This is a genomic window from Brevibacillus sp. FSL K6-6036 (assembly GCF_037964015.1).
Lineage (GTDB): Bacteria > Bacillota > Bacilli > Brevibacillales > Brevibacillaceae > Brevibacillus > Brevibacillus borstelensis.
Genome location: NZ_CP150173.1, coordinates 2051018 through 2072410, shown reverse-complemented (window position 1 = coordinate 2072410; position 21393 = coordinate 2051018). Strand labels below are relative to the sequence as shown.

21 protein-coding genes and 1 pseudogene are annotated in these 21393 nt (G+C 51.1%); 10 read left to right on the top strand and 12 right to left on the bottom strand.

The window, feature by feature from the left end; all coding sequences use genetic code 11:
- Nucleotides 1-71 precede the first annotated feature (71 nt).
- Together NST37_RS10310 and NST37_RS10305 are read left to right on the top strand one after the other, a co-directional pair.
- Nucleotides 72-380: a transposase gene (locus tag NST37_RS10310; RefSeq protein WP_339185498.1), complete on the top strand. Its 309-nt coding sequence runs from the start codon at nucleotides 72-74 to the stop codon at nucleotides 378-380.
- A complete protein-coding gene (locus NST37_RS10305) occupies nucleotides 356-1087 on the top strand; it encodes an IS3 family transposase (RefSeq protein ID WP_339186637.1) in 732 nt (243 codons plus the stop codon). Before NST37_RS10310 ends, NST37_RS10305 begins: the two co-directional genes overlap by 25 nt.
- Before the next feature lie 139 nt (nucleotides 1088-1226).
- On the opposite strand, the gene NST37_RS10300 is transcribed toward NST37_RS10305, so the two are convergent.
- Nucleotides 1227-2441 carry an IS256 family transposase gene (locus NST37_RS10300; RefSeq protein ID WP_127607660.1) on the bottom strand — a complete coding sequence of 405 codons (1215 nt, stop codon included), beginning with the start codon at nucleotides 2439-2441 and terminating at the stop codon, nucleotides 1227-1229.
- 79 nt (nucleotides 2442-2520) lie between these two features.
- Here NST37_RS10300 and NST37_RS10295 point away from each other — a divergent pair.
- Nucleotides 2521-2727: pseudogene (locus NST37_RS10295) on the top strand (IS3 family transposase); the annotation flags it as partial.
- Between the two features lie 99 nt (nucleotides 2728-2826).
- On the opposite strand, the gene NST37_RS10290 reads toward NST37_RS10295, so the two are convergent.
- The 4 genes from NST37_RS10290 to NST37_RS10275 form a co-directional block, all read right to left on the bottom strand.
- Complete coding sequence (locus tag NST37_RS10290; protein WP_024985177.1) at nucleotides 2827-3846, bottom strand: nitric oxide reductase activation protein NorD; 1020 nt, start codon at nucleotides 3844-3846, stop codon at nucleotides 2827-2829.
- A gap of 85 nt (nucleotides 3847-3931) precedes the next feature.
- Nucleotides 3932-5044, bottom strand: coding sequence for an AAA family ATPase (locus tag NST37_RS10285; protein WP_339186635.1), 1113 nt, complete (start codon nucleotides 5042-5044; stop codon nucleotides 3932-3934).
- 19 nt (nucleotides 5045-5063) lie between these two features.
- The gene (locus tag NST37_RS10280; protein ID WP_003387366.1) at nucleotides 5064-6272 is read right to left on the bottom strand and encodes an MFS transporter; all 1209 of its coding nucleotides are present in this window, start codon (nucleotides 6270-6272) and stop codon (nucleotides 5064-5066) included.
- Between the two features lies 1 nt (nucleotide 6273).
- Nucleotides 6274-6753 carry a DUF6530 family protein gene (locus NST37_RS10275; protein ID WP_003387368.1) on the bottom strand — a complete coding sequence of 160 codons (480 nt, stop codon included), beginning with the start codon at nucleotides 6751-6753 and terminating at the stop codon, nucleotides 6274-6276.
- A 272-nt stretch (nucleotides 6754-7025) separates the two neighbouring features.
- On the opposite strand from NST37_RS10275, the gene NST37_RS10270 reads away from it, so the two are divergent.
- Nucleotides 7026-7853 (top strand): sulfurtransferase, encoded by an 828-nt coding sequence (locus NST37_RS10270; RefSeq protein ID WP_339186632.1) that lies wholly within the window; start codon nucleotides 7026-7028, stop codon nucleotides 7851-7853.
- A 50-nt stretch (nucleotides 7854-7903) separates the two neighbouring features.
- Here NST37_RS10270 and NST37_RS10265 read toward each other — a convergent pair whose 3' ends face one another.
- Both NST37_RS10265 and NST37_RS10260 read right to left on the bottom strand, forming a co-directional pair.
- Entirely contained in the window at nucleotides 7904-9676 is a 1773-nt protein-coding gene (locus NST37_RS10265; RefSeq protein WP_172920661.1) for a HAMP domain-containing sensor histidine kinase, read from the bottom strand.
- Nucleotides 9673-10389 carry a response regulator transcription factor gene (locus tag NST37_RS10260; protein WP_327955989.1) on the bottom strand — a complete coding sequence of 239 codons (717 nt, stop codon included), beginning with the start codon at nucleotides 10387-10389 and terminating at the stop codon, nucleotides 9673-9675. Before NST37_RS10260 ends, NST37_RS10265 begins: the two co-directional genes overlap by 4 nt.
- A 138-nt stretch (nucleotides 10390-10527) precedes the next feature.
- Between NST37_RS10260 and NST37_RS10255 the strand changes: the two genes are divergently transcribed.
- Nucleotides 10528-11748 carry a DUF418 domain-containing protein gene (locus tag NST37_RS10255; protein WP_003387372.1) on the top strand — a complete coding sequence of 407 codons (1221 nt, stop codon included), beginning with the start codon at nucleotides 10528-10530 and terminating at the stop codon, nucleotides 11746-11748.
- Nucleotides 11749-11921: 173 nt separating this feature from the next.
- Entirely contained in the window at nucleotides 11922-12350 is a 429-nt protein-coding gene (locus tag NST37_RS10250) for a DUF6157 family protein (RefSeq protein WP_003387373.1), read from the top strand.
- On the opposite strand, the gene NST37_RS10245 is transcribed toward NST37_RS10250, so the two are convergent.
- Nucleotides 12325-13113: an exodeoxyribonuclease III gene (locus NST37_RS10245; RefSeq protein WP_122957731.1), complete on the bottom strand. Its 789-nt coding sequence runs from the start codon at nucleotides 13111-13113 to the stop codon at nucleotides 12325-12327. The genes NST37_RS10250 and NST37_RS10245 overlap by 26 nt on opposite strands.
- A gap of 244 nt (nucleotides 13114-13357) precedes the next feature.
- Between NST37_RS10245 and NST37_RS10240 the strand changes: the two genes are divergently transcribed.
- The gene (locus tag NST37_RS10240) at nucleotides 13358-14167 is read left to right on the top strand and encodes a DUF817 domain-containing protein (protein WP_003387375.1); all 810 of its coding nucleotides are present in this window, start codon (nucleotides 13358-13360) and stop codon (nucleotides 14165-14167) included.
- Here the strand turns inward: NST37_RS10240 and NST37_RS10235 are convergent.
- The 3 genes from NST37_RS10235 to NST37_RS10225 form a co-directional block, all read right to left on the bottom strand.
- A complete protein-coding gene (locus NST37_RS10235; protein ID WP_327955996.1) occupies nucleotides 14117-15256 on the bottom strand; it encodes an MFS transporter in 1140 nt (379 codons plus the stop codon). The genes NST37_RS10240 and NST37_RS10235 overlap by 51 nt on opposite strands.
- A 128-nt stretch (nucleotides 15257-15384) precedes the next feature.
- Nucleotides 15385-16026: a hypothetical protein gene (locus NST37_RS10230; protein ID WP_031931773.1), complete on the bottom strand. Its 642-nt coding sequence runs from the start codon at nucleotides 16024-16026 to the stop codon at nucleotides 15385-15387.
- 181 nt (nucleotides 16027-16207) lie between these two features.
- Entirely contained in the window at nucleotides 16208-17803 is a 1596-nt protein-coding gene (locus NST37_RS10225; protein ID WP_003387378.1) for a peptide chain release factor 3, read from the bottom strand.
- A gap of 157 nt (nucleotides 17804-17960) precedes the next feature.
- On the opposite strand from NST37_RS10225, the gene NST37_RS10220 reads away from it, so the two are divergent.
- From NST37_RS10220 to NST37_RS10210, 3 genes are all read left to right on the top strand, one after another.
- Nucleotides 17961-19478: a carboxypeptidase M32 gene (locus tag NST37_RS10220; RefSeq protein ID WP_003387380.1), complete on the top strand. Its 1518-nt coding sequence runs from the start codon at nucleotides 17961-17963 to the stop codon at nucleotides 19476-19478.
- Between the two features lie 153 nt (nucleotides 19479-19631).
- Nucleotides 19632-19778, top strand: coding sequence for a hypothetical protein (locus NST37_RS10215; RefSeq protein ID WP_171506590.1), 147 nt, complete (start codon nucleotides 19632-19634; stop codon nucleotides 19776-19778).
- Between the two features lie 264 nt (nucleotides 19779-20042).
- Nucleotides 20043-20609: a mismatch-specific DNA-glycosylase gene (locus tag NST37_RS10210; RefSeq protein WP_031931771.1), complete on the top strand. Its 567-nt coding sequence runs from the start codon at nucleotides 20043-20045 to the stop codon at nucleotides 20607-20609.
- A 197-nt stretch (nucleotides 20610-20806) separates the two neighbouring features.
- Here the strand turns inward: NST37_RS10210 and NST37_RS10205 are convergent, their stop codons facing one another.
- Nucleotides 20807-21358, bottom strand: coding sequence for an NADPH-dependent FMN reductase (locus NST37_RS10205; RefSeq protein WP_003387382.1), 552 nt, complete (start codon nucleotides 21356-21358; stop codon nucleotides 20807-20809).
- Nucleotides 21359-21393: the final 35 nt, after the last annotated feature.

The window sequence follows — 21393 nt, the reverse complement described above, 5'->3', positions numbered from 1 at the left end:
TGTGATATTATCCCCTTTAAGTAGACAGGAAAAAGCAAGTCCCTTACTGTTTACTTGGAGGGGATTTTTCTATGGGGAAAATACGTACGACTTATTCCAAAGAAATCAAAGAAAAAGCTGTTCGGCTCTATTTCGAAGAGGGAGTTGGAAGCACCACAATCGCAAGAGAGCTTGGTATACCGAGTCATAAAATCGTGATGAGATGGGTCAGACACTTTGAGAATGAAGGGCTGGAGGGGCTTGAAGAAAAACGAGGCAAGTCCAGAGGATTTCGGAAAGGAAGGCCGCGGAAACACCCCATGAGTTTGGAAGAGGAAAATGTTCGGTTACGAGCAGAAAATGAGTATCTAAAAAAGTGGCTCGGACTCGAAAGGCGGTGAAGAATCAAAGAGAACAAGCCAAAGCCTACGCCATTATAAAGGAACTGTCTGAAAGATATCCGATTCTTATGTTGTGCTCTCTCGCAGGTGTTTCGCGAAGTGGTTATTACAAGTGGGTAGCCCGACAACAGAGTCTGTCTAGCAAGTTGGTGGAGGATGAGGATTTGAAGACAAAGATTTTGGAGTGTCATCAAGAGGTAAACAAAATATACGGTTATCCGCGAGTGAAGGTGTGGCTTCGTCAAAAGTATGGGATTCACGTGAATCATAAGCGGGTGTATCGGCTCATGAGAGAACTAGGCATCCAGGCTTGTATTCGGAAGAAGCGAAAACATTTCGGCCACAAAGAGAAGGTCGTGATTTCCGAAAATAAACTGAACCGTGAATTTACTGCTTCACGTCCGAACGAAAAATGGGTAACCGATATTACTTACGTAATTTTCAGCGGACGTCGACTATATTTATCTGTTATTTACGATCTGTTCAACAACGAAGTTGTTGCCTACAAGTTGAGCAAAAGAAACGATCTGCGGCTGGTGATCGATACGGTCAAGGCTGCCATAAAAAAAGGAGATGTGAACGGAGTCCTGTTGCATAGCGACCAAGGATTCCAATACACATCCCGACAATATAACCAACTACTCCAACAATATAACATCACGGCGAGTATGTCCAGAAAAAATGAGTCTGTCAAGAATTTTGTGTAAACTCGGTTATGCCAAAGTTTGGTGCCGGACTTGACATGGAGCCTCCAGCGGGCATGACTTTTCGCGATTGGGCGATACTGGAAAGTCGGTATCGCGTGGCTAACCAGCCTATCATGCCCGCCTCTCCATGTAAAGTCCTTTAGCGGACATGTACGCGGTCAGGGAAGTGCACCGTGAGTTGCAGCAAGATTTGTCCCCAGTTTTGAACACGACCTGTCCACTTGCGAAGAACGTCCATTGTCGCAAGATACAGCATCTTGAGCAGCGATTCATCGTTCGGAAAAATACTTTTTCCTTTTGTGACTTTACGAAGCTGGCGGTGGTAGCTTTCAATCATATTCGTCGTGTAGATTAATTTACGCAGTTCTGGCGAGTATTTAAAAAACGTTGCGAGTTCATCCCAATTGTTTCGCCATGAACGTATGATCAGTGGATATTGCTTGCCCCAAACCGCCTCAAATTGTTCCAATTCCTGCAAAGCAGCTTCCTCCGTTGGAGCGGTATAAATCGGGCGTAGCGCGGCAGTAACCTTCTTCAAATCTTTGTAGGATACGTATTTGATTGAATTGCGGATTTGATGGATGATACACTTCTGAATCTCTGTCTGCGGGTAGCATGCGGCAATGGCATCGCTAAATCCTTTCAGATTATCGACGCAGATGATGAGAATGTCTTGGACGCCGCGATTCCTCAGATCGGTTAGAACACTCAGCCAGAACTTCGCGGACTCGTTCTCGCCAATCCAAATGCCTAGTACATCCTTGTAACCCTCTAAATCAATGCCTACGACCATGTAAGCGGCTTTGTTGATAATTTGCCCGTCCTGCTTCACTTTGAAGTGAATGGCGTCCATGAAGACGACGGAATAGACATTTTGTAAAGGGCGATTCTGCCATTCTTTGATAAGCGGCATAATTTTAGCCGTTACATTGGAAATGAGTGTTGGGGAGACGTCGATGCCGTACAACTGGTTTAGATGATCCTGGATATCTCTTGTGCTCATTCCTTTGGAGTACATGGATATGATCTGATCCTCGATGCCGGTGACCTGTGTCTGATGCTTCTTGACAACCATCGGTTCAAATTCGCCGAGTCGATCACGTGGGACTTCAATTTCGACCTCACCATACTCCGACGTTACTGTTTTCTTGCTATGTCCGTTGCGGCTATTGCGAGTCTCCTTATTCTTTATATCATGCTTGGCGTAGCCGAGTTCCGTTTCCAGTTCGGCTTCCAACATTTCCTGAAGTGTCTCCGCAAAGAGTTCCTTCAACGTTTTCTGTACGTCTTCGACGGTTTTCAAGTTATTGTCTTTGATGAATTGGCGCAGTTGATCTTTTGGTAGTAATTTCATGATGTGTTCTCCCTCAACCTTTCGTTAATCTCCATTGTAATAGATTTAGGTTTGAGAGTTTACACAAAATATTTTACAGTCCCGAAAAGGAAATTGTTTGGACAACGCTTGTATCGAGAGCTTTTTCAGCCATCTGAAATCAGAGTGTCTGTATTTACACAACTTCAAAACGGATGAAGAAGTACAGAACGCCATTCATAACTACATTCGTTTTTACAATCACAAACGTTTTCAGACCCGCTTAAACAACCTGAGCCCGGTACAATACCGAGCTCAAGCAGCTTAACTAACATTGAAATGAAAGGGCTTATTAAAGTCTGTCTACTTGACAGGGGTAAGACCAATGGCTGCAGGGTCCTTTCATTTGATATGGGGCCATCTGTCATCACAAATGACGGGCAATAATCCGAACCAACTTTGCAGGAAACTCATGCAAATTGGCAATATCCAAAAATCTTTCCTTTCCGTAGATGTCACTAATCACATCCTTGTCTTGCCCGATTGCGGCCGCAAGAAAAATGACTCCCTTCCGTTCGTATTCCTCGATTGTCTGCTTCATGTCAGCAACCGCATAGCTTCCGGTATACTCATCCATTGCTTTGGGCTGACCGTCGCTTATGCTGATCAACAGCTTTGTCTGTTGCGGCGAGACGGCCAATCGTTCGGCCATTATTCTCAGGGCCATTCCATCGCGGTTATTGCTTCTCGCACGAATCCTCATAAGCCTGTATCGGTCATGCGCATCCCTTTTATCAAAATCGGTGTATGCGAAAATCGACATTTGTTCCAGCTTGGAAACATCCGCAGTATCGCCGTAGATCAATACGGGAATATCGCAAAGCTGACAAAATTCATATACCGCGATGACAGCGCGCTTGGCTGCTTCCAATCTCCCAAAAGCTGACATGGATGCGGATTCATCGACCCTGATACCAACGACAAGTGAAGGGGATTCTGTTGGAGGCCGTTTCTTGGCAAAATACCTGTAATCCCTGTAAGCGACGCTTTCTGCTTGAAATTTGCTGCCGTAGCAACGGTTCCGTGCAAAGTCGGAGGACACCTCATGCTCCAAGTACGGAAGCGTCTTTCTCGCAATTTCCTTCACGGTCGGCATGAGCTCCTTGCTGAGCCGGACATATTCCTGCTGGTCTTCCTGATCGTAGTCTGGACGGTGCACAATGAGCTTTACTTTTTTATGAATGGAATCGGAAACCACCGCTCTTGCGTCTTGATTCAGCTTTTTGCGGAAATCGCGTTCCTTTTGTTTCTCAACCTCTGACATTGATTCAGGATTTGTCTGATGATATGTGGGAGAGCCATCGTCGCCCAAACCTGTACGTTCGATATGGGCGGAATCGTCTGTGACACGCGAGGAGCTCTTGTCACTATCGGCAGATTTTTTCAATGCGATTCCCTTTTCCGCGGCATGGCTGTCGGTGTCAAAACCGCTCTCGTCTATATCTCCCCATGTCCTGATCTCTATCGCATCGTCAGATTTCCGTTTTTTTTTTTTTACGTTCGATCCGGGCTTCTTCCAAACTGGCAAGCAAACCATGATTGAGCAGAGCCTCTTCCAGAATGAGTATCTCTTCCGGATCGGTTGTGATCTTGTAGATGACCTTATGATAAAGGGATTCTTTCGCCAAAGCTCCTCCGGCAATCGCATCTACCCAGTAGAAGAAGGAACGCATGCCCGCTACGCCTTTGATCGCATTGGCTCTGGCGGTTTTGTCCAGAATCATAATGATTTCCGCTAAAGTATCCAACACCTTTTCATCGTGGAATCCGGTTTTGGCCATTACGCGTTCGATCATGACCTCTTTGGTCGGCAGGTCCATCTTTTCCGCATGCTGAACCCTGTCGCGCAGCGCTTCGTTTAACGGTCTGGTTCCCGCATAACTGCGATTCGTTGTGATCACCGCGATGAAATCGGGATGCCTGTGTATGACCCCGGTGGGCAGATTGATGCTGCCATCCAGCTCCAGAGCAGAGTTTAATGCCATCAACACCGCAGCATCGCGAATCACGTTTGGTTCCTGGATTTCCAGCAGGTACCCGTTTTGATAGGCTCTGACGATCTCCGAAGGGTAAAATCGGTACTCCACCGCTTCTCCATCCGTTTTTTCCGCTGCCAGCCTCAGCAATTGCTTCATCTTCAAGGCTGCCTGTTCCTGCGGAATCCCCAGCGCGTCTGTCAAAACTTCCGTTGCGCTTTGAAAGCCGTCGCTTTCATACAATGCCTGCAGTGCCGTTTGCTCCCAAGGCTCCATTTCGTCTAAACGTTCCGTGGAAATCACCGGCAAAATAGCGCCGATAATATCCGATTTATCCATATCGGCAAAACAGGTCACTTTCGTATACGGCAGCCCGAAATTCGCCGATAATGCTTTGGCCAGTTGTGTCTTGCCTGAACCGGCGTCCCCTTCCAACAATATGTTGGCGATTTTCATTTCCCCGCGATTCCAGTTGCGCTTTACTTCATTCGTGATGCGACGTTCTTCTTCGCTGACCTTATGAGTCCATGCCTTTTTCCAAATCAGCTTTTTTTCTGCATCGGTCAGCTGTCTTTCTGGTGCCAAAACACATTCTCCATATGCAGTCATCCCATTTTTCCTCCAATCGTCATGATGCGGGTCTCCTCTCATCCAAGCTCCTTTTCTGGGCTATGAGGGGGAGCAGCATTGAGGCGCCGATCATAATCAAGACACCGCTCGCCACATATACCGCAAACAAGGAAAACGCATCCTTCAGATAGCCGGATACGAACATGCCGATCACCATCATTCCCATAAAAACAGGCGTGATCGTTCCGGATACCCGGCCAATAAATGCCCCTTCCGTATTGCGGACAATAAGCGTCTGAATTCCTCCTTGAATACAAGGGAAAAACAACCCGCTGATCACCAATAGAACAATCGTCATCCCCATTTTCGTAGAAGCGCCCAATCCGATCGTACATACGGCCGTGACAAGCAAGCCTACCATGAGCAGCAGCTGCGGCTTCACCTTTTTGGCTATCCCGACGATGACAGCTCCGCCTGCCAGCATGGCTGCCCCATTGGTCATTACCAACCACTGCAAAAATTGTTTGTCCTGTCCCAAATTCTCGATGACTAGGAAGATTTGAAGCGGTTGCGTCAGTCCTGAAGCCAACCCGACAGCCGAGAAAGTCAGGCAGAGTGTCCGCAGGGATTGATTGGAGGCGATATAGCGAAGTCCGGCCTGCAACTCCTTTTTAAAGCTGCCGGTATCGCCAGAGTTCGGCTCGTCCGTGTCACTGGGAAGCGTCGCCAATACAAGGGAAGAGCCCAGGAACAGAACGGCCGTCAAAATCAGAGAGGCTTGCAGTCCAAACTGGATGAAAATAAACGTGCCGATGACCGGTCCCAAAACCATAAAGACAGCGACAAGCGTTTGGGACATCGCCATCACGCCCTGCAGTTGTTCAGCCGGCACATGCCGCTTGTACAGCTTCATCGCCGAAGGCTGAGAAAATTGGGACAGGCTCGCAGAAATAAATGTGCCGATGAGCAGCGGAATCCACCCGCCGTTCATGAGGACAAGCATCACAGCTCCGACGGACAAGGCTGAAACAAGATCGCTCCAGACCATCGTCCGCTTCGGCCGCCAGCGGTCGGCAAAGGTCCCCCCAATAAGGCCAAACAAAAAGATCGGAGCGAATTCCGCAACCGCAATCAGCGATACGTAAACGGGATCATTTTTTGTCAGGTCGGTGACATAAAGAAGCACGGCATAATTCCTGATCCAAATTCCCAGCTGCAGCAGCACGCGGGAGAGGATAACCGTTCGTACATATGGATTCGCCAACATGTCAGTATCCCATATCCTTTAAAATTTTTGACAACATCCGGAGACGTTCGCCGATCATTTCATCGTCCTGGCTCAGCGCCAGACTGAACTGCTTGATATCTTCATGAATCCTCTCATTGTCTGTGCAGATCGCCACGTTCATGGCGTCCCCTTGCAAGCCAATCCGGTCGATGACGGGCTTTTGCGGATCGTATAAATGCTCAAATCTGTATGCTTCGCGAAAATGCTCAAGGGACCGGCAGACGAGAATGGACAAATCAAGAACGCGATGAAGCGGCAGCTCCTCCGATTGCTCTGACCATTCTTCTCCCGTGTGTCTCCATACCTTGGCCAAAATACCGGCCTTCCCTCTCTCGTTCTGTTGTGACAACCCCAACGAAAGGGCTTTTGCATCCGTATTTCGGGCGAGTCGGCCGTCAATCCGATCATAGTTTTCCGATACGATAACAGCCCTATGTTCTGCAGTCGTTGGCATTTGCATTTTTCTCCCTCCAAGTTGTTCTTTTAACAAACAAACACTTTTAGTTAAAGTTTGTTATTTGATAAACATTTTATTTTATTGTCTATAAAAGTCAATGTTTTTCTGTTTGGAATATCATTCTCCCTTTGCGCTAGCAAACAAAAAAAGGACGCAGCCATGTACGAAACGGCTGTGTCCTGCTCCTGAAAAAGCTGTCCAATATGTTCAACAAACATTGTACCGAAGAAAAGACCCATCTGCTATGATGAAGGAAAAAAGAAAGAGGGAGACATATGCAAGCACTCGTTACTCCGCAATGGCTTCGCGATCATGCAAACGATCCGAATATTCTGGTAGCAGATTGCCGTTTTGCTCTGAACAACCCTGAACTGGGCGAAGAGCAATACCGCGAGGAGCATATTCCCGGCGCCCTGTACTTTCATCTGAACCACGATCTCTCCGGACCGAAAGAACAGCACGGCGGGCGTCATCCTATCCCAGGCGAAGAACAGCTCGCCTCCCTGTTCTCTCGCTCCGGCATCGATCAGGAGGTGACGGTGATCGCCTACGACGACCAGGAAATGTCTATGGCCGGGCGCCTCTGGTGGCTCCTCCGCTACGCCGGGCATGACAAGGTCGCTGTACTGGACGGCGGCTTTGCTGCCTGGAAAAACGCAGGATATCCCGTCACAAGCGAGATACCCGTACCGAAGCCTCGGACATTTGTACCGCGGATTCAGACGAGCATGCTTGTCGACTGCAAGGGAGTCGAAACCCGCAGCAAGGAAACGGCACTCCTAGACTCCCGAGCAGGAGAGCGTTATCGCGGCGAAATGGAGACGCTCGATCCGAAAGCGGGTCACATCCCGGGGGCTCTGCATTATTTTTACAAAGACAGTTTGTCAGCCGATGGCCGCATGCTCCCCGAAGAAGCGCTGAAACGCCGGTTTGAAGCGTTTGAAGGGAAAGAGATCATCGTGTACTGCGGATCGGGCGTGACAGCGTGCACCAACCTGCTGGCGCTGCACGCGGCGGGACGGCCGGATGCGAAGCTGTATGCCGGAAGCTGGAGCGATTGGGTATCGTATGAGAACAATCCTGTTGCTACGGGAGATGAATAGCCGGTAAAAGAGGCCGAAAGCCCTTTCTCAGGGTAGTTTCGGCCTCGCTTCTATTTTTCCGGCAGCATTGGCGTTTCTTCCAGCGGGAATCGCAACACAATACGCGTCCCTTGCCCAACCTGGGATTCCACGTCAATTTTCCCTTTATGCGCAAGCACGATCGCTTTGGCGATGTTCATGCCAAGGCCGGTCCCGTCTGTCCCGTCTTCGGTCGCCGTTCCCCGGTAGTATCTTTCAAACAGGTTGTGCTTTGTTTCCTCGTCAAACCCTACGCCGTTGTCCTCTACGGCGATGAACGCTTCCCGTTCATCCCGCCACGTCTTGAGGGTGATGGCGACCCCTGGGGGATTGTGCTTGATCCCGTTCCAAATCAGATTGTCCAGAACGCGTTGCAGCCACTTGGCGTCGGATTTGATGAAGATAGCATCCGGACTGCTCTCAAAGGCAAAAGAGACGTGGGCAAGCGTCACATCATTCACATACCTGAGCACGGTTCTCCGCACAAACTCGTTGATCTCCAGCTTGCCAACCGGAAAGCTGAGCGCCTGGTTTTTCAATTGGAAGGCAAGTGAAAAGTCCTGCAGCAAAGCGAGCATGTAATCTCCCTTTTCCCGGATCATTTTCCCCATGCCTTGCAGCTCTTCGTCTGTCCACGTATACTGCCCGCTTTCCAGAAGATGCCCAAACCCCTGGATCGTTGACAGCGGCGTCCTGAGATCGTGCGAAATGCCTGTCATCCATTCCTCCCGGGTCTTTTCCAGTCTGCTCCGCTCTTTCTCCGTGGCAGCCAATCGCTCCGCCATCTCGTAAAATCCGCCGATCACTTCCTTGTACAGCCGATAGCGCATGCGGATGGAACCGTCTCTGCGAAATACCTTTTTCCGTTCTTTTTCAGTCAACGCTTCATCGTACCGACCTTGTCCCATTCGCTCAAACCAGTCCGTAAACAACAGCAGCGGCTGACTGTAACGGACGCCATGCCACGCGGCCAAAGCAAGCGCCATGACCAGCAAAGCCCCTCCCGCTACGCTAAGCACCAGGATGACGTCCGACATGATCGGCTGATCGGAATAGCCTGTGCCTTTCTTTTCTGCATGCAAAATCCAAAGATTCCCGGATGCTTGATCATAGTGCGTGTAGACGTCTGTGGAATAGCTTCCCGGCTCAGAGCGGATTGCGATCAATTCAAGCGGTTGGTAAGACTCTTTTTGATCGGCGCTGCCAATTGACTGAATGATCTTGCCTCGTGCATCTATGACCTGCACATACTCGCGGCTCATGTCCAGCTGACGTTCAAGCTCCGGGATCGCCTGCGGCCGTATCTTGCCTTTCTCGGCGTAGCTCTCAAACCACGTTTTCAAACGTTCCGAATTGCTGTCATCCGTTCCCAGCATAAAGAGCAGCGGTTCAGGCCGCAGCGCTCTCGACTGATCCAGGGAGGTTGTTACGCGAAAGGTTTGGAAACGCCCTGTTTCCGTCATCCCCAACAATTCGGTTACCGTGTAAGACTCCCTGGCCGGTCCGCTGCCAAAGGCATAAATGACCTTGCCTTTTTCATTTACAATCTGCAAAAAATACCCGGACTCGGCGAGCTGATTTCGCCACCATACCGGTATCTCGATCTGGCCCTGTCCCGGTTCCGCCTTCGCTTCCGTCACGATATTCTCCAAAGCGCCGTTCGGAAAGGTTTTTTTCAAGTCCTGATTGACAAGGTATTGCAGCAGCAGCAATAACAGGGCGGTCATCGTCACCAGAACAAACAGCCAGATAAAAAAGAACTGTGTCGCGAAATGAGCGGCCAGCCTTCGACGCAAGCTGCTCATGGCGCGATCCCCCTGACGAGCTTATACCCGAGACCGCGGACTGTAAGCAGCAGCTGCGGATGGCCCGGGTCCGCCTCGATCCGTTCCCTGATCTTTCGGATGTGGACCATCACCGTATTGTCGTCACCGACGCCATCGATTCCCCAGACCGCTTCATACAGCTGCGATTTGGAGTACACCACATTCGGATTTTTGCATAAAAACAGCAGCAACTGGTACACCTGGGCGGGACAGGGAACCATTTTTCCCTGTACCCACAGCTCTCCCGCAGACTCGTCCAGCACAAAGCGTCCAAAGTCATGCCGCCTGCGCTCCTCCTGTTTTCCCTGGGAGCTTGCCAGAATTGCGTCCCGCCGTACTCTGGCCTTGATTCTTGCGGCAATTTCGAGCGGATTAAACGGCTTGGTGACATAGTCGTCTCCACCGATGGCAAACCCTGTCAAAACGTCCAAATCCGACGTTCTCGCTGTCAAAAAGATGATATGGGCTCGCGAAATATCCCTGATTTTGGGACAAAGCTCAAACCCCGACTGATCCGGAAGCATCACATCGAGCAGGATGATATCCATTTCTTGTCTGTTCAGAAGCTCAAGGGCTTCCCTGGCCGAATAAGCCTGGTAAATATGCCGAAACCCTTCTTTCTTTAAAACCATTTCTATCATGTGAATGATCGATTTCTCGTCGTCGACGATGAGTATCCGCGCTTGTTGCATGGCAATCCCTCCAAAAAGATTGTAACAAAGCAAGCTTAATTCTAGTTAAACAACAGCAACAATCGTTAAGGAAAAAATAAGCTCCGCTTTAGCGAGCCTTTAAGCCGCGCAGTTACACTTGCTTGCGAGGTGATAAAAATGGAACAACGAAAAAGGGCAGGTCTCGTCGACGCAGCCCGTGGACTCTGCCTGCTGGGGATCTTGCTGGCGAATATGCTCATTTTTCAATATGGAATATGGGGCAAGGATGACATGCAGTTTTACTCATTGTCGGGTTTTGATGCTTCTGTCCGAACGATACTCGGCATCGTAGTGGAAAAAAGCTTCATGCCGATTTTCACCTTCCTGTTTGGCTACGGGATGATCAAAATGAAAGAGAGCCTTGCAGCTTCTGGCAGAAAACCGGGATGGACGTTGTGCAGACGCTTTTTGCTCTTGTTTGGAATCGGGGTTCTCCATTCCGAATTTATGACGGAGTCCGATATTTTGGCATTCTACGGACTCGTCGGTTTCTTTCTGCTCATGTTCATGAACCGAAAACCAAAAACCCTGCTGATCTGGGGAACGTCTCTTCTGCTCGTGTTTGGTTTGCTTGGGCTTGTGCCGGGAGAATCCAACTCCCCCTCCAGGCAACCAGGCAGTATGGAGATCTCTCAGGAGTATATCAAAGAAACCATTGTCGTCTATGGAACAGGCACCTATTCGGAGATTAGGCACCACAGGAGCACTGCTTCGCCGATATCAGAGGAGGACTCCCTCTATCTTGTCTTTCTCCTGCTACTGGCGCCTTTTCTGACCGCGCCGATGTTTCTGTTTGGCATGTACGCAGCGAAAAAGGACCTGTTTCGGAAGCCTGAGGAAGAACAGCGGCTGTATGCGAGGAACGCTCTGCTCTTCTTGCCTGTCGGATTCTGTCTGAAAGTGCTTCCCCACCTGTTTCCCGAACAAGGATGGGCTGCTGCGGGCGAAATGATTGGAGCCAATTTGCTTGCCCTCGGCTATCTGTTCTCGTTCGCTTGGCTCTACAGCAAACGAAGCAGCTCTAGCTGGATGCAGCGTTTTCAGGCGGTCGGCAAATTGTCTCTGACGAATTACCTGGTCCAAACCGTGGTCTGTACGACTATCTTTTACGGCTATGGCCTTGGGTGGTTTGGGAAAATGGGAGTAGCGGCAGGCTGCGTTCTTGCCTTTGCTCTCTATGCGCTGCAGTTGTTTGCAAGCGAATGGTATTTGCAACGCTTTTCTTCCGGCCCGGTCGAAAAGCTGCTGAGAATTTGCACCTATCTGTCCATTCAAGGAAAAGTGAAGGCTCGCGCACCGCGAAACCGGCCAGAACCTGCACATTCGACAACGCTGTAAACAGCCGACAACGAAAGCAAACCTCCAAACCCGTTTTTTGGGACTTGGAGGTTTGCCGTTTGTCCAGGGTGCTCCTTTTTGAGCAACAGTTTTTGCATGAACGAACACTGATTGTCAACAGAGACATGTATAATAAAGGATAACATTACCTGTCTTTCAGGGAGGAGGCTCACATGGACTGGAACTATTTCAACACCTTCATTACCGTCGCCCCTGACTGCCCTGTGATCACGGGAATCATTCCGCCGGAAAAGAAAACGGGCAAAAGCAAGCACGGCATCGAATACGAGCTGATTTCCGGGGCTCCCTACTACTATACCCAGGAGGAGCTCCTCTTCGAGGTGTACGTCCGCCACCAAAATTTCCCGCAAACAGAACTGGCTGAGCGGGGCGGCGAGATTCGAGCCGAATTCTTCAGCAAACCAAAAGCGTGTATGAGAGCCTCTGCCCTTCCCAAAAAATTCGGATGGGGCATTCATTTCAACGAAGCTGGAAAAATGGCGCTGATCCCGATGGAGTCCCCGCAATACGCGGAGTATGCCCAAGGAGCAAACGGAACGCTCAAGGTGCTGGCGGCTATGCGGAACCGGCGAGCGAAGTAAGCGCTGCTCCATCTTGCATCATCAAGACGACCGGACAGTGGTCGCTGCCCATCACCTCGGAATCGATGCCAGCATCAAGCAGAAAGGGCGCAAGCCGGGCGGATGCCAGGAAGTAGTCGATGCGCCACCCGATATTCCGCTCTCTCACCTTTGGCATGTACGACCACCAGGTATAGGCGCCCGTTTGCTCCGGATAAAAATGACGGAAGGTATCGATAAACCCGGCATCCAAAAGCCGGGTCATTTTTTCTCTTTCTTCCGGGGTAAAGCCGGAGTTGTTCCGGTTGGATTTCGCGTTTTTCAAATCGATCTCTTGATGAGCGACATTCATATCTCCGCAGACAATCACCGGCTTGATGGCGTCCAACTGCTGAAGGTAGCTCCGAAAACGATCCTCCCACTCCAGACGGTAATCCAGCCTGGACAAATCGCGCCGCGCATTGGGAGTGTAGACATTCACGAGATAGAAGCCTTCAAACTCGAGCGTGATGATCCGTCCTTCCGGTTCCCGATCCTCTTCGATGCCGTACCGGACCAAAAGCGGTTTGATTTTTGTAAAGACAGCCGTGCCGGAGTACCCTTTCTTTTCAGCGTAATTCCAATACTGGGCGTACTCTTCGTCCAGCTCCAGGCAAATTTGCCCCTCCTGCAATTTTGTTTCCTGAATACAAAATATATCCGCATCGGCTTCCTTGAAATAGTCTAGAAAGCCTTTATTCATGCAAGCCCGCAGGCCGTTTACATTCCAGGATACCAGCTTCATTTTTGTCGATCTCCTTGCAGATTGCCATGTTTCCATTTAGTTTACCATAGCCATCTGCACTTTTTGACAGATATCATGAAATGAAACGGGTTTCCTGTCTGGCTCCCTTTTGTTCAGGAGAAGAGCTGCAAAAAATTCGACGCAGAGAAACCAAAGATTCGCTTCCTGCGTAATACAGGTTGCCATGATGGGATTTTCCCTTGCTTGCTAAAAATCGAGCTGCACCCGAGGAGGAATATACTTCGTGAACCGCTTCTTCCGTTTGCTGTTTCACTTTACATACCAGGAGGCGATGTCCTGCCTGTTTCCCGTCTTTATCTTCGGCTCTCTGGCATTGTCCAAGCTGGTCGAGGTTCCCGGCATCCCGCGGTACGACCTGCTGCTGCTGCTGTGTCTCGCTTTTCAAATCTTCATGATCAAAAGCGGTTTGGAAACGAAAGACGAGTTGAAGGTGATTACGGTTTTTCATCTGATCGGTCTCGCCCTGGAAATTTTCAAGGTGCATATGGGCTCCTGGTCGTACCCGGAAGCGGCCTACTCGAAGATCTTCGGCGTCCCGCTCTACAGCGGATTCATGTACGCCAGCGTTGCGAGCTACCTCTGCCAGGCGTGGCGCAGACTGGATGTCTCGCTTGAGAGCTGGCCGCGCCACCGTTTTGTCGTGCCTTTAGGAGCAGCCATCTACCTCAACTTCTTTACCCATCATTACATTTGGGATATCCGCTGGGTATTGACGGCCGCCATTTTTCTTCTGTTCTGGAAGAGCCGTGTCTACTTTCGCGTGGACCGGGAACGGCTGTGGATGCCGGTGCCTCTGGCCTACATCCTGATCGGCTTTTTCATCTGGATTGCCGAAAATATCGCCACCTTTTTCGGAGCGTGGCGCTATCCCAACCAAAACGAGGGCTGGCAGCTGGTGCACCTGAGCAAAATCAGCTCCTGGTTTTTGCTGGTCATCGTCAGCTTTATTATCGTGGCCGAGCTGAAGCACGTCAAGGAACGGCTAGTTGGGCGCTCCTCTCATGACGATTCGGTGGAAGCCGCCCAGGACTAGCGCACCTCCCGTCACAAAAAAGACGATGAAAAACGAGTGGTTCCAGTTGCCGATCAGCCCTGCCACGATGGGAGCCAGGATCGCCCCTGCGGAAAGCACGGCGGAATAGATGCTGAACGCGCTGCCGTACAGCTCCCGCGGCGCATGCACGGTCAATATCGTGGACAGCGCCGGAAACAGCAAGCCAACGCAGGATCCGAGCAAAAACATCGATATATGCAAGGAAAGGTCCAAACCGATTGCAAAAATGTACATCATCACGCTAAGCAGGCCGAGCCCGACGAGCGTCCGCTCCTCCGGCGCTATTCGCGCCAGCCAGAACTGGCTCAAGGTAGCCATGGAGCCAAGACCTTTCAGGCTAAATAAGATCCCCGTGACGGAAATAGACAAATTTTCTCTTTGGATATAGAGCGGAATTTCATAAATGATCGTACCTTGGGCGTACATCACGGCAAAGCCGCCGAGAAAGGCCAAATACAAATCGCGGTTCTCCAGAACAGCAGTCAGCTTGGGGGAGGCAGGGCGAATCATTTGCCCCTCTTCCCCCGCTTTTTTCCGCCCTCCCGGCAGTACGAGCAGGGCAAATATACCCGCCACCCACATGATTGCACCCAGGATGACAAAAGAAGGCCCATAGCCAAACTGCACACCCAGAAAGCTCCCGACGGCCGGCGAAACGACTGCGGCCGCCGTCAGCACCATCCCGTTCTTCGCCATCAGCTCGCCCTGCTCGGCCCGCGTCCGTCCGGTTTCTCCGAGCATGGCAAAGCAGGCCGGCGAGACAAACGCCATGAGAAAACCAAGCAACAGTCTCAGAACAAGGAATGCATCAGTTTTGGTCACGATCCCTTGTCCGGTCAAAATAAACCCGGAGAGGATCAGGGAAATAGCGATAAACCACTTTTTCGGAAAACGGTCCAAAAACGGCCCGGCGATCAGATTGCCTGTCAGATTGCTGATGCCATAGGCCCCGAGGACAAAACCGATCATCGCCGCTGAAGCTCCCAGAACATGCATGTACGGTGCCAATAGCGGCGTCTGCGCATGCATGTCAAAGGAGACGAGAAACAGGATCACAAACAAAAGCATCCGCAATGACTGCCCACTCCCTCCGGCCTTTTTGTCCCATGTATATGTCAGGAGTCGTCCTAATAGAAAGAGACTCTCCAAAAGAGGTGAGTCTCCAAGCTGTCAAATGCGGCCAAACCTTTGTCCTTCTACAGATCCCGGCGTTTTCCGGCGCTCGAAATCGTGATTCTCGGCGCGCCCCATTCTTCGTAGACGATATCCCCCTGTCCGCCCGGCTCGACGGGAAGCTCCAGCCGCACGTTTTCCCGGCTCTTCACTTCAACCGGGTACCCGGTTAGAACCGCCGCTCTTTTTCGCCCAGAAGGACCGTATACGCTGATTTCAAACCGGGCTGGCTGTTCTCCGTGATTTTGCAGCACAACCACACACGTTCCGTTGCGTACCCCTTCGGCTGACGTTTTCGCTGTGCAGCCAGACCGCTCTTCCTTGTACTCCAGCATGTAAATCCCGTCCGCAAAGTTCCGCTGGTACCACCTCACCAGCTCCTGCTGCTTCGGCAACAGGCCAACGGCAAGCAGCAAAACAAGCAGCATGATCCCTGGCCGCTTGGTTACGTAGACCATCATGGCGTATGCCAAAGCCATCATGCTTAGTGGCAAAAAAGCGGCATAGTGCAAACCCGATGTTCCGTTTGACCACGCCGGGACGCCGAAGATTTGAAACAAATTATCCACCAATTGAACTTCATGGGGAAACCGGGCGTTCATGATCCACGCCAGAAAAAATAAAAAGATGGCGGCGAGTGTGGTGCGCCACTTGCGTCCAAACATGAAAAAGCTCTCCTTCCCGTTCTTGCAAAAGAAACGCATGCAGGCGATGTTCTCCCGTTGATATACGCAGCACTCACCCTCCAGGTCACTTTTTGCAGAGAAATCGTCGGCATCCGTACAAAAAAGAGGGCCTCAAGCCGATGCTGTGAGACCCTCTTTGAGCTTCATGCCGTTTGCTGGCTCAAGCCTGGGATTTTAATCCCAGCGAGCTTTCATGAAACCTGATGTTGGAGTATTTTTCGATCGCCATGCGGAGCTGGTATTCGCTTTCGAACAGCATGACCGGACGTCCGTATCGGTCTGTAACCGTCTTGTTCTTGAGGGCATCCAATGCCGCCTTCTCACCCTCCAGCCAGCGCGCGATCTGATAAGGCATCCGTGTGAGCATAATATCTACCCCGTACTCGGCTTTCAGGCGGTATTCCAGGACTTCAAACTGCAGCACGCCTACTACCCCGAGAATCAGGTCCTCCATCGGATAGGTGCGGAAGAGCTGGACCGTTCCCTCTTCGGTAAGCTGCATGATGCCTTTCTGGAATTGCTTGTGCTTCATCGCGTCTTTCACCATCACGCGGGAGAAAAACTCAGGCGAGAAGTGCGGCATTTCTTCGTACTCCAGCGGCTGGCCGACACACAGCGTATCGCCGATCTGGAAAATGCCCGGGTCAAACAGGCCGATGACGTCACCTGCATAGGACTCCTCGACGATTTCCCTGTCCTGGGCCATAAACTGGACCGGCTGAGCCAGCTTGATGTCTTTGCCAAGACGGACGTGCTTGACCGTCATGCCCCGCTCAAAACGGCCCGAGCAGATGCGCAAAAAGGCGACGCGGTCGCGGTGGGCCGGGTTCATGTTGGCCTGGATTTTGAAGATAAAGCCGGAGAACGGACGCTGGCTCGGCTCGATCAAGCCGATGTTGCTCTTCTTCGGCGAAGGCGGCGGAGCCATTTGCAGGAAGTTGTCCAGGAATGTCTGCACACCAAAATTGTTGATCGCGCTTCCGAAAAACACAGGCGTCAATTCGCCCTTGTTGATCAATTCCATGTCAAAATCGTCTCCCGCTACGTCAAGCAGAGAGATTTCATCCTGAAGCTGCTGCCACAGGTCCTGACCGACGCGCTCTCCGATCATCGGGTCGTCCGCCCCGCTTACTTCGAAAAAGCTGATCTCCTGGTGCTCGGAGCCGCTTTGATACAATTCAACGCGGGACTTCGCACGGTCGTACACGCCGCTGAAGTAATTCCCCATCCCGATCGGCCAGTTCATCGGGTATGAGCGAATGCCCAGTACGCGTTCGATTTCCTCCAGCAGCTCAAACGGGTCTTTCCCGTGGCGGTCCAGCTTGTTGATAAAGGTAAAGATCGGGATGCCGCGCATCCGGCACACCTTGAAAAGCTTGATGGTTTGCGCCTCGACCCCTTTGGCCACGTCGATGATCATCACCGCCGCATCCGCTGCTGTCAGCGTACGATACGTATCCTCACTGAAGTCCTGGTGACCCGGCGTGTCCAAAATGTTGATATGATGTCCCTTGTATTCGAAGTCCATCGCACTGGACGTTACGGAGATACCCCGCTTCTTCTCGATCTCCATCCAGTCGGAAGTGGCGTGCTTGGAGTTTTTTCTCCCTTTTACCATGCCTGCCTCGCGGATTGCTCCGCCGAAGTACAGCAGCTTTTCCGTCATGGTCGTTTTACCCGCGTCCGGGTGGGAGATAATCGCAAAGGTACGCCGTTTTGCAATTTCTTGTTCCCATTGGGGGTTCACTTGACTCATTTTCATTCTCCTGTCGCTTGCGTCTCTGTCATCTTTCACTGTTACGATTATAACGGCAAATGCACCCGTCATCCACCTAGTATTTTTTTTACAAACAGGTATAATGTTAGTTGTAAAAATTTTTTGACTGTATGTACATATGGTTAGGAGGTAACCCATGTCCACAAACGAAAACCGTTCGGCTGCCTTTCGCGCGTACGTGAAGAAAATGGCGAGCTACAATCAGGCTATCTCCGTCCTCTATTGGGACAAAAGCACGCAGGCGCCGAAAAAAGGAATGGATGCGCGCTCAGAAGTGATCGGCATGCTCGCAGGAGAGCAGTTCCGGCTGGCCACCTCCAAAGAAATGGAAGAGCATTTGGAAGCGCTGAGCGACCCGCAAGTGCTGGAGACGCTGGACGATGTGACCCGCGCGACCGTTCTCGATTGCAAAAAGGATTTTGAACGGAACAAAAAAATTCCTGCCGACCGCTATGAGGAATACGTCGTCCTCACTTCTCAGGCCGAAACCGTCTGGGAAGAGGCGCGGGCCAAGAGCGACTTTGCCATGTTCCGTCCTTACCTGGAAAAAATCGTCAACTTCCAACTGGAGTTCATCGACTACTGGGGACATGACGGCAAGAACAAATACAACACGCTTCTCGACCTGTTTGAGCCGGGGATGACTGTAGATCAGCTCGACCCGATCTTCGCTACGCTGCGGGAAAAAACAGTGAAGCTGGTGGCTGCGATCGCTGACTCCCCGGACAAGCCCGACACTTCGTTTTTGACCAAGCATTTTCCGGAGGCAGAACAGGAGGCTTTCAGCCGCTTTATCCTGGAAAAGATCGGGTATGACTTCCAGGCAGGCCGGATGGACCGCAGTGTTCACCCCTTCTGTACATCGTTCAATCCCGGTGATGTCCGGATTACGACCCGCTTTGACCCAAATGACTTCAGTTCCGCTCTGTTCAGCTGTATCCATGAAGCGGGCCACGCGATGTACGAGCAAAATATCGATCCGCGCCTGCTGGGCACGACGCTGTGCGACGGCACTTCCATGGGCATCCACGAATCCCAGTCCCGCTATTGGGAGAACATGGTCGGGCGCAGTCTGCCGTTCTGGCAGCATTTTTACGGTGACTTGCAAAAAGCGTTCCCGAACCAGTTCGCAGGGGTCAGCGTCGAGCAATTTTACCGCGCCATCAATCAGGTGACGCCTTCCTTCATCCGGACCGAAGCAGATGAGCTTACCTACAACCTGCATGTGATGATCCGCTATGAAATCGAAAAAGGCCTGATCAACCAAACGATTGAAGTAGGCGACCTGCCAACGATTTGGAACGAAAAGATGAAAGAGTATCTGGGCATTGTTCCGGAATCGGACAAAGTCGGCGTGCTGCAGGATGTACACTGGTCCGGCGGCAGCTTCGGCTATTTCCCAACCTACTCGCTGGGCAATGTATATGCTGCCCAGTTTGCCCATGTTATGCAAGAACAAATCAGCGGCTACAACGATTTGATCGCCAGCGGCCAATTCGAACCGATCCGTCAATGGCTGAAAGAAAATATTCACCAATACGGAAAGATGAAGAGCCCGGGTGAAATCGTCAAGGCAATTACGGGCGAAGGCACCAATGCCACCTACCTGATGAACTACCTGGAGAAGAAATACTCTGAGATCTACAAGCTCTAAGCAGCAAAAGCGCCTTTCCTTCGGGAGAGGCGCTTTTTCGTTCACAGTTGTGCCATGGATTCTTCACCGCACCTTCACAATCCGCCAACAATTTCCGCATACATTTGGTCTATGATGAAAGTGTAAACCATTCGAGTAAGCGAGGGGTCCACAATGACAACAACCTTTACACAGTGGCTGTGGGGCATGGTTGCCGACGAAGAGACGGCACCGTTCGAGCGGAAGCAATATGTAAAGAACGAGATGGAGCAATTCGTGCCTGCTCATCACGAGGAGCTGCTTCCTTATCCGCAGCTGTAATACCCAACCAAGACGGAAGCGGCATCGGGGTGTTCAACACTCACCTTGATGAAAGGGAGTTTCTGCTTGTATTACCGATGCATATCTTTTTACCAATGCGTTGAATATAGCCATAGCCGCGCTGCCTTCCGGGCAGCTTTTTCTTTGCTCTTCCCGAAAGTGAACTAGCAGTACCCCCGCCTTTAGGTAATAGCAGGTATCACGTATAATGGAGGAGCAACCTGTCACCGCGATTACGCAAATCGTATCAAAGGAGTGGCACACATGCTTCCCTTTACGGAGAAATGGCTCCCCACCTATATCCGGCGGGATTTGACCGTCCTTTTTTGCGGAATCAATCCTGGCAGAGTCTCTGCTACGGCCGGCTTTCATTATGCCAACCCCGCCAACCTGTTTTGGCGCGGACTTTACGAGGGAGGATTGACTCCCCGGCAGTTGAAGCCGGAGGAAACCGCGTGCCTGCTTGATTTCGGCTATGGCATCACCGATCTCGTTTCCCGGCCCACCCGCTCCTCCAGCGATCTAACGGACGCGGATTTCAACACCGGGGCGGAGCAATTCGTCCACATGGTTGGCGTTTATCGTCCCCGGGTGGTCTGTTTCAACGGAATTACGGCCTTTCGGCACGCCACCGGCAAAAAGAAGGAGCCTGTTCCCCTGGGACTTCAACCTGACCGTTATTTTGGCACAGAGGACTGGCCCGGAAGCTGGGTGTTCGTCATTCCCTCTACCAGTGGCGCCAACGCATCATTTAGCCGCGAAGAACGACTGGCCATGTTTTCCGAACTGAGCCTCTTTTTGCAGGAAAAAGGCTGGCATCCGTTCCGATAAACCGGAATGCAGCAAAGCGCCCGGAGCGTCAGGCGCTTTTCGTGCGTTTGAAAAAAACGCCCGCTTCTGAACGTTGCCCCAATGGTTTGGATCAGACCAACAATGGGAATGCGGTTCAGAGAAGCGGGCGTTTTTTTACCAAAATTTGTTATCGTTTTTTCCTTCCGTATCCGGCACAGTCAACCTCTTGGGCAGATTTATTTATTGGATGGCAATTGTTTATACCACGCAATAAAGTTGTCGACAACTTGATCCAGAAAGGCGATGGTCGGCTCGTGGTTCAAATGACCGGCTTCATCAAATTTTTCATGGACAGCGCCGATGTAGACTTCATTCCCAGGCATGATCGGAGATGAGACGCCTGGAGAGAACAAAATATCGCGCAAATGCTGCTGGGCGCGGACTGAGCCAAGCATGCCCATCGATGAGCCTGCGACCATGGAAGGTTTCCCGATCATGACCTTATCCACGCGCGACAGCCAGTCAATGGCATTCTTAAGTACACCCGGGATGGAGTAATTGTATTCCGGCGTTACCCATAGTACCGCATCGGCAGCGGCAACCTTGCTTTTGAATTCCTTTACGGCTTCCGGCGGATCATTCTCGATATCCTGGTCGTAATGCGGGAGATCCCGGATCGGCAAAATTTCGATCTCCAGACGGCCGTGGTAGCGTTTTTGCATAAATTTGGCGAGCTTCAGGTTGAAGGATTCCTTGCGAATGCTTCCTACGAGAGCAACTACTTTCATGTGCGATACCTCCAAGCGGTTTTCTTCGATTTAGT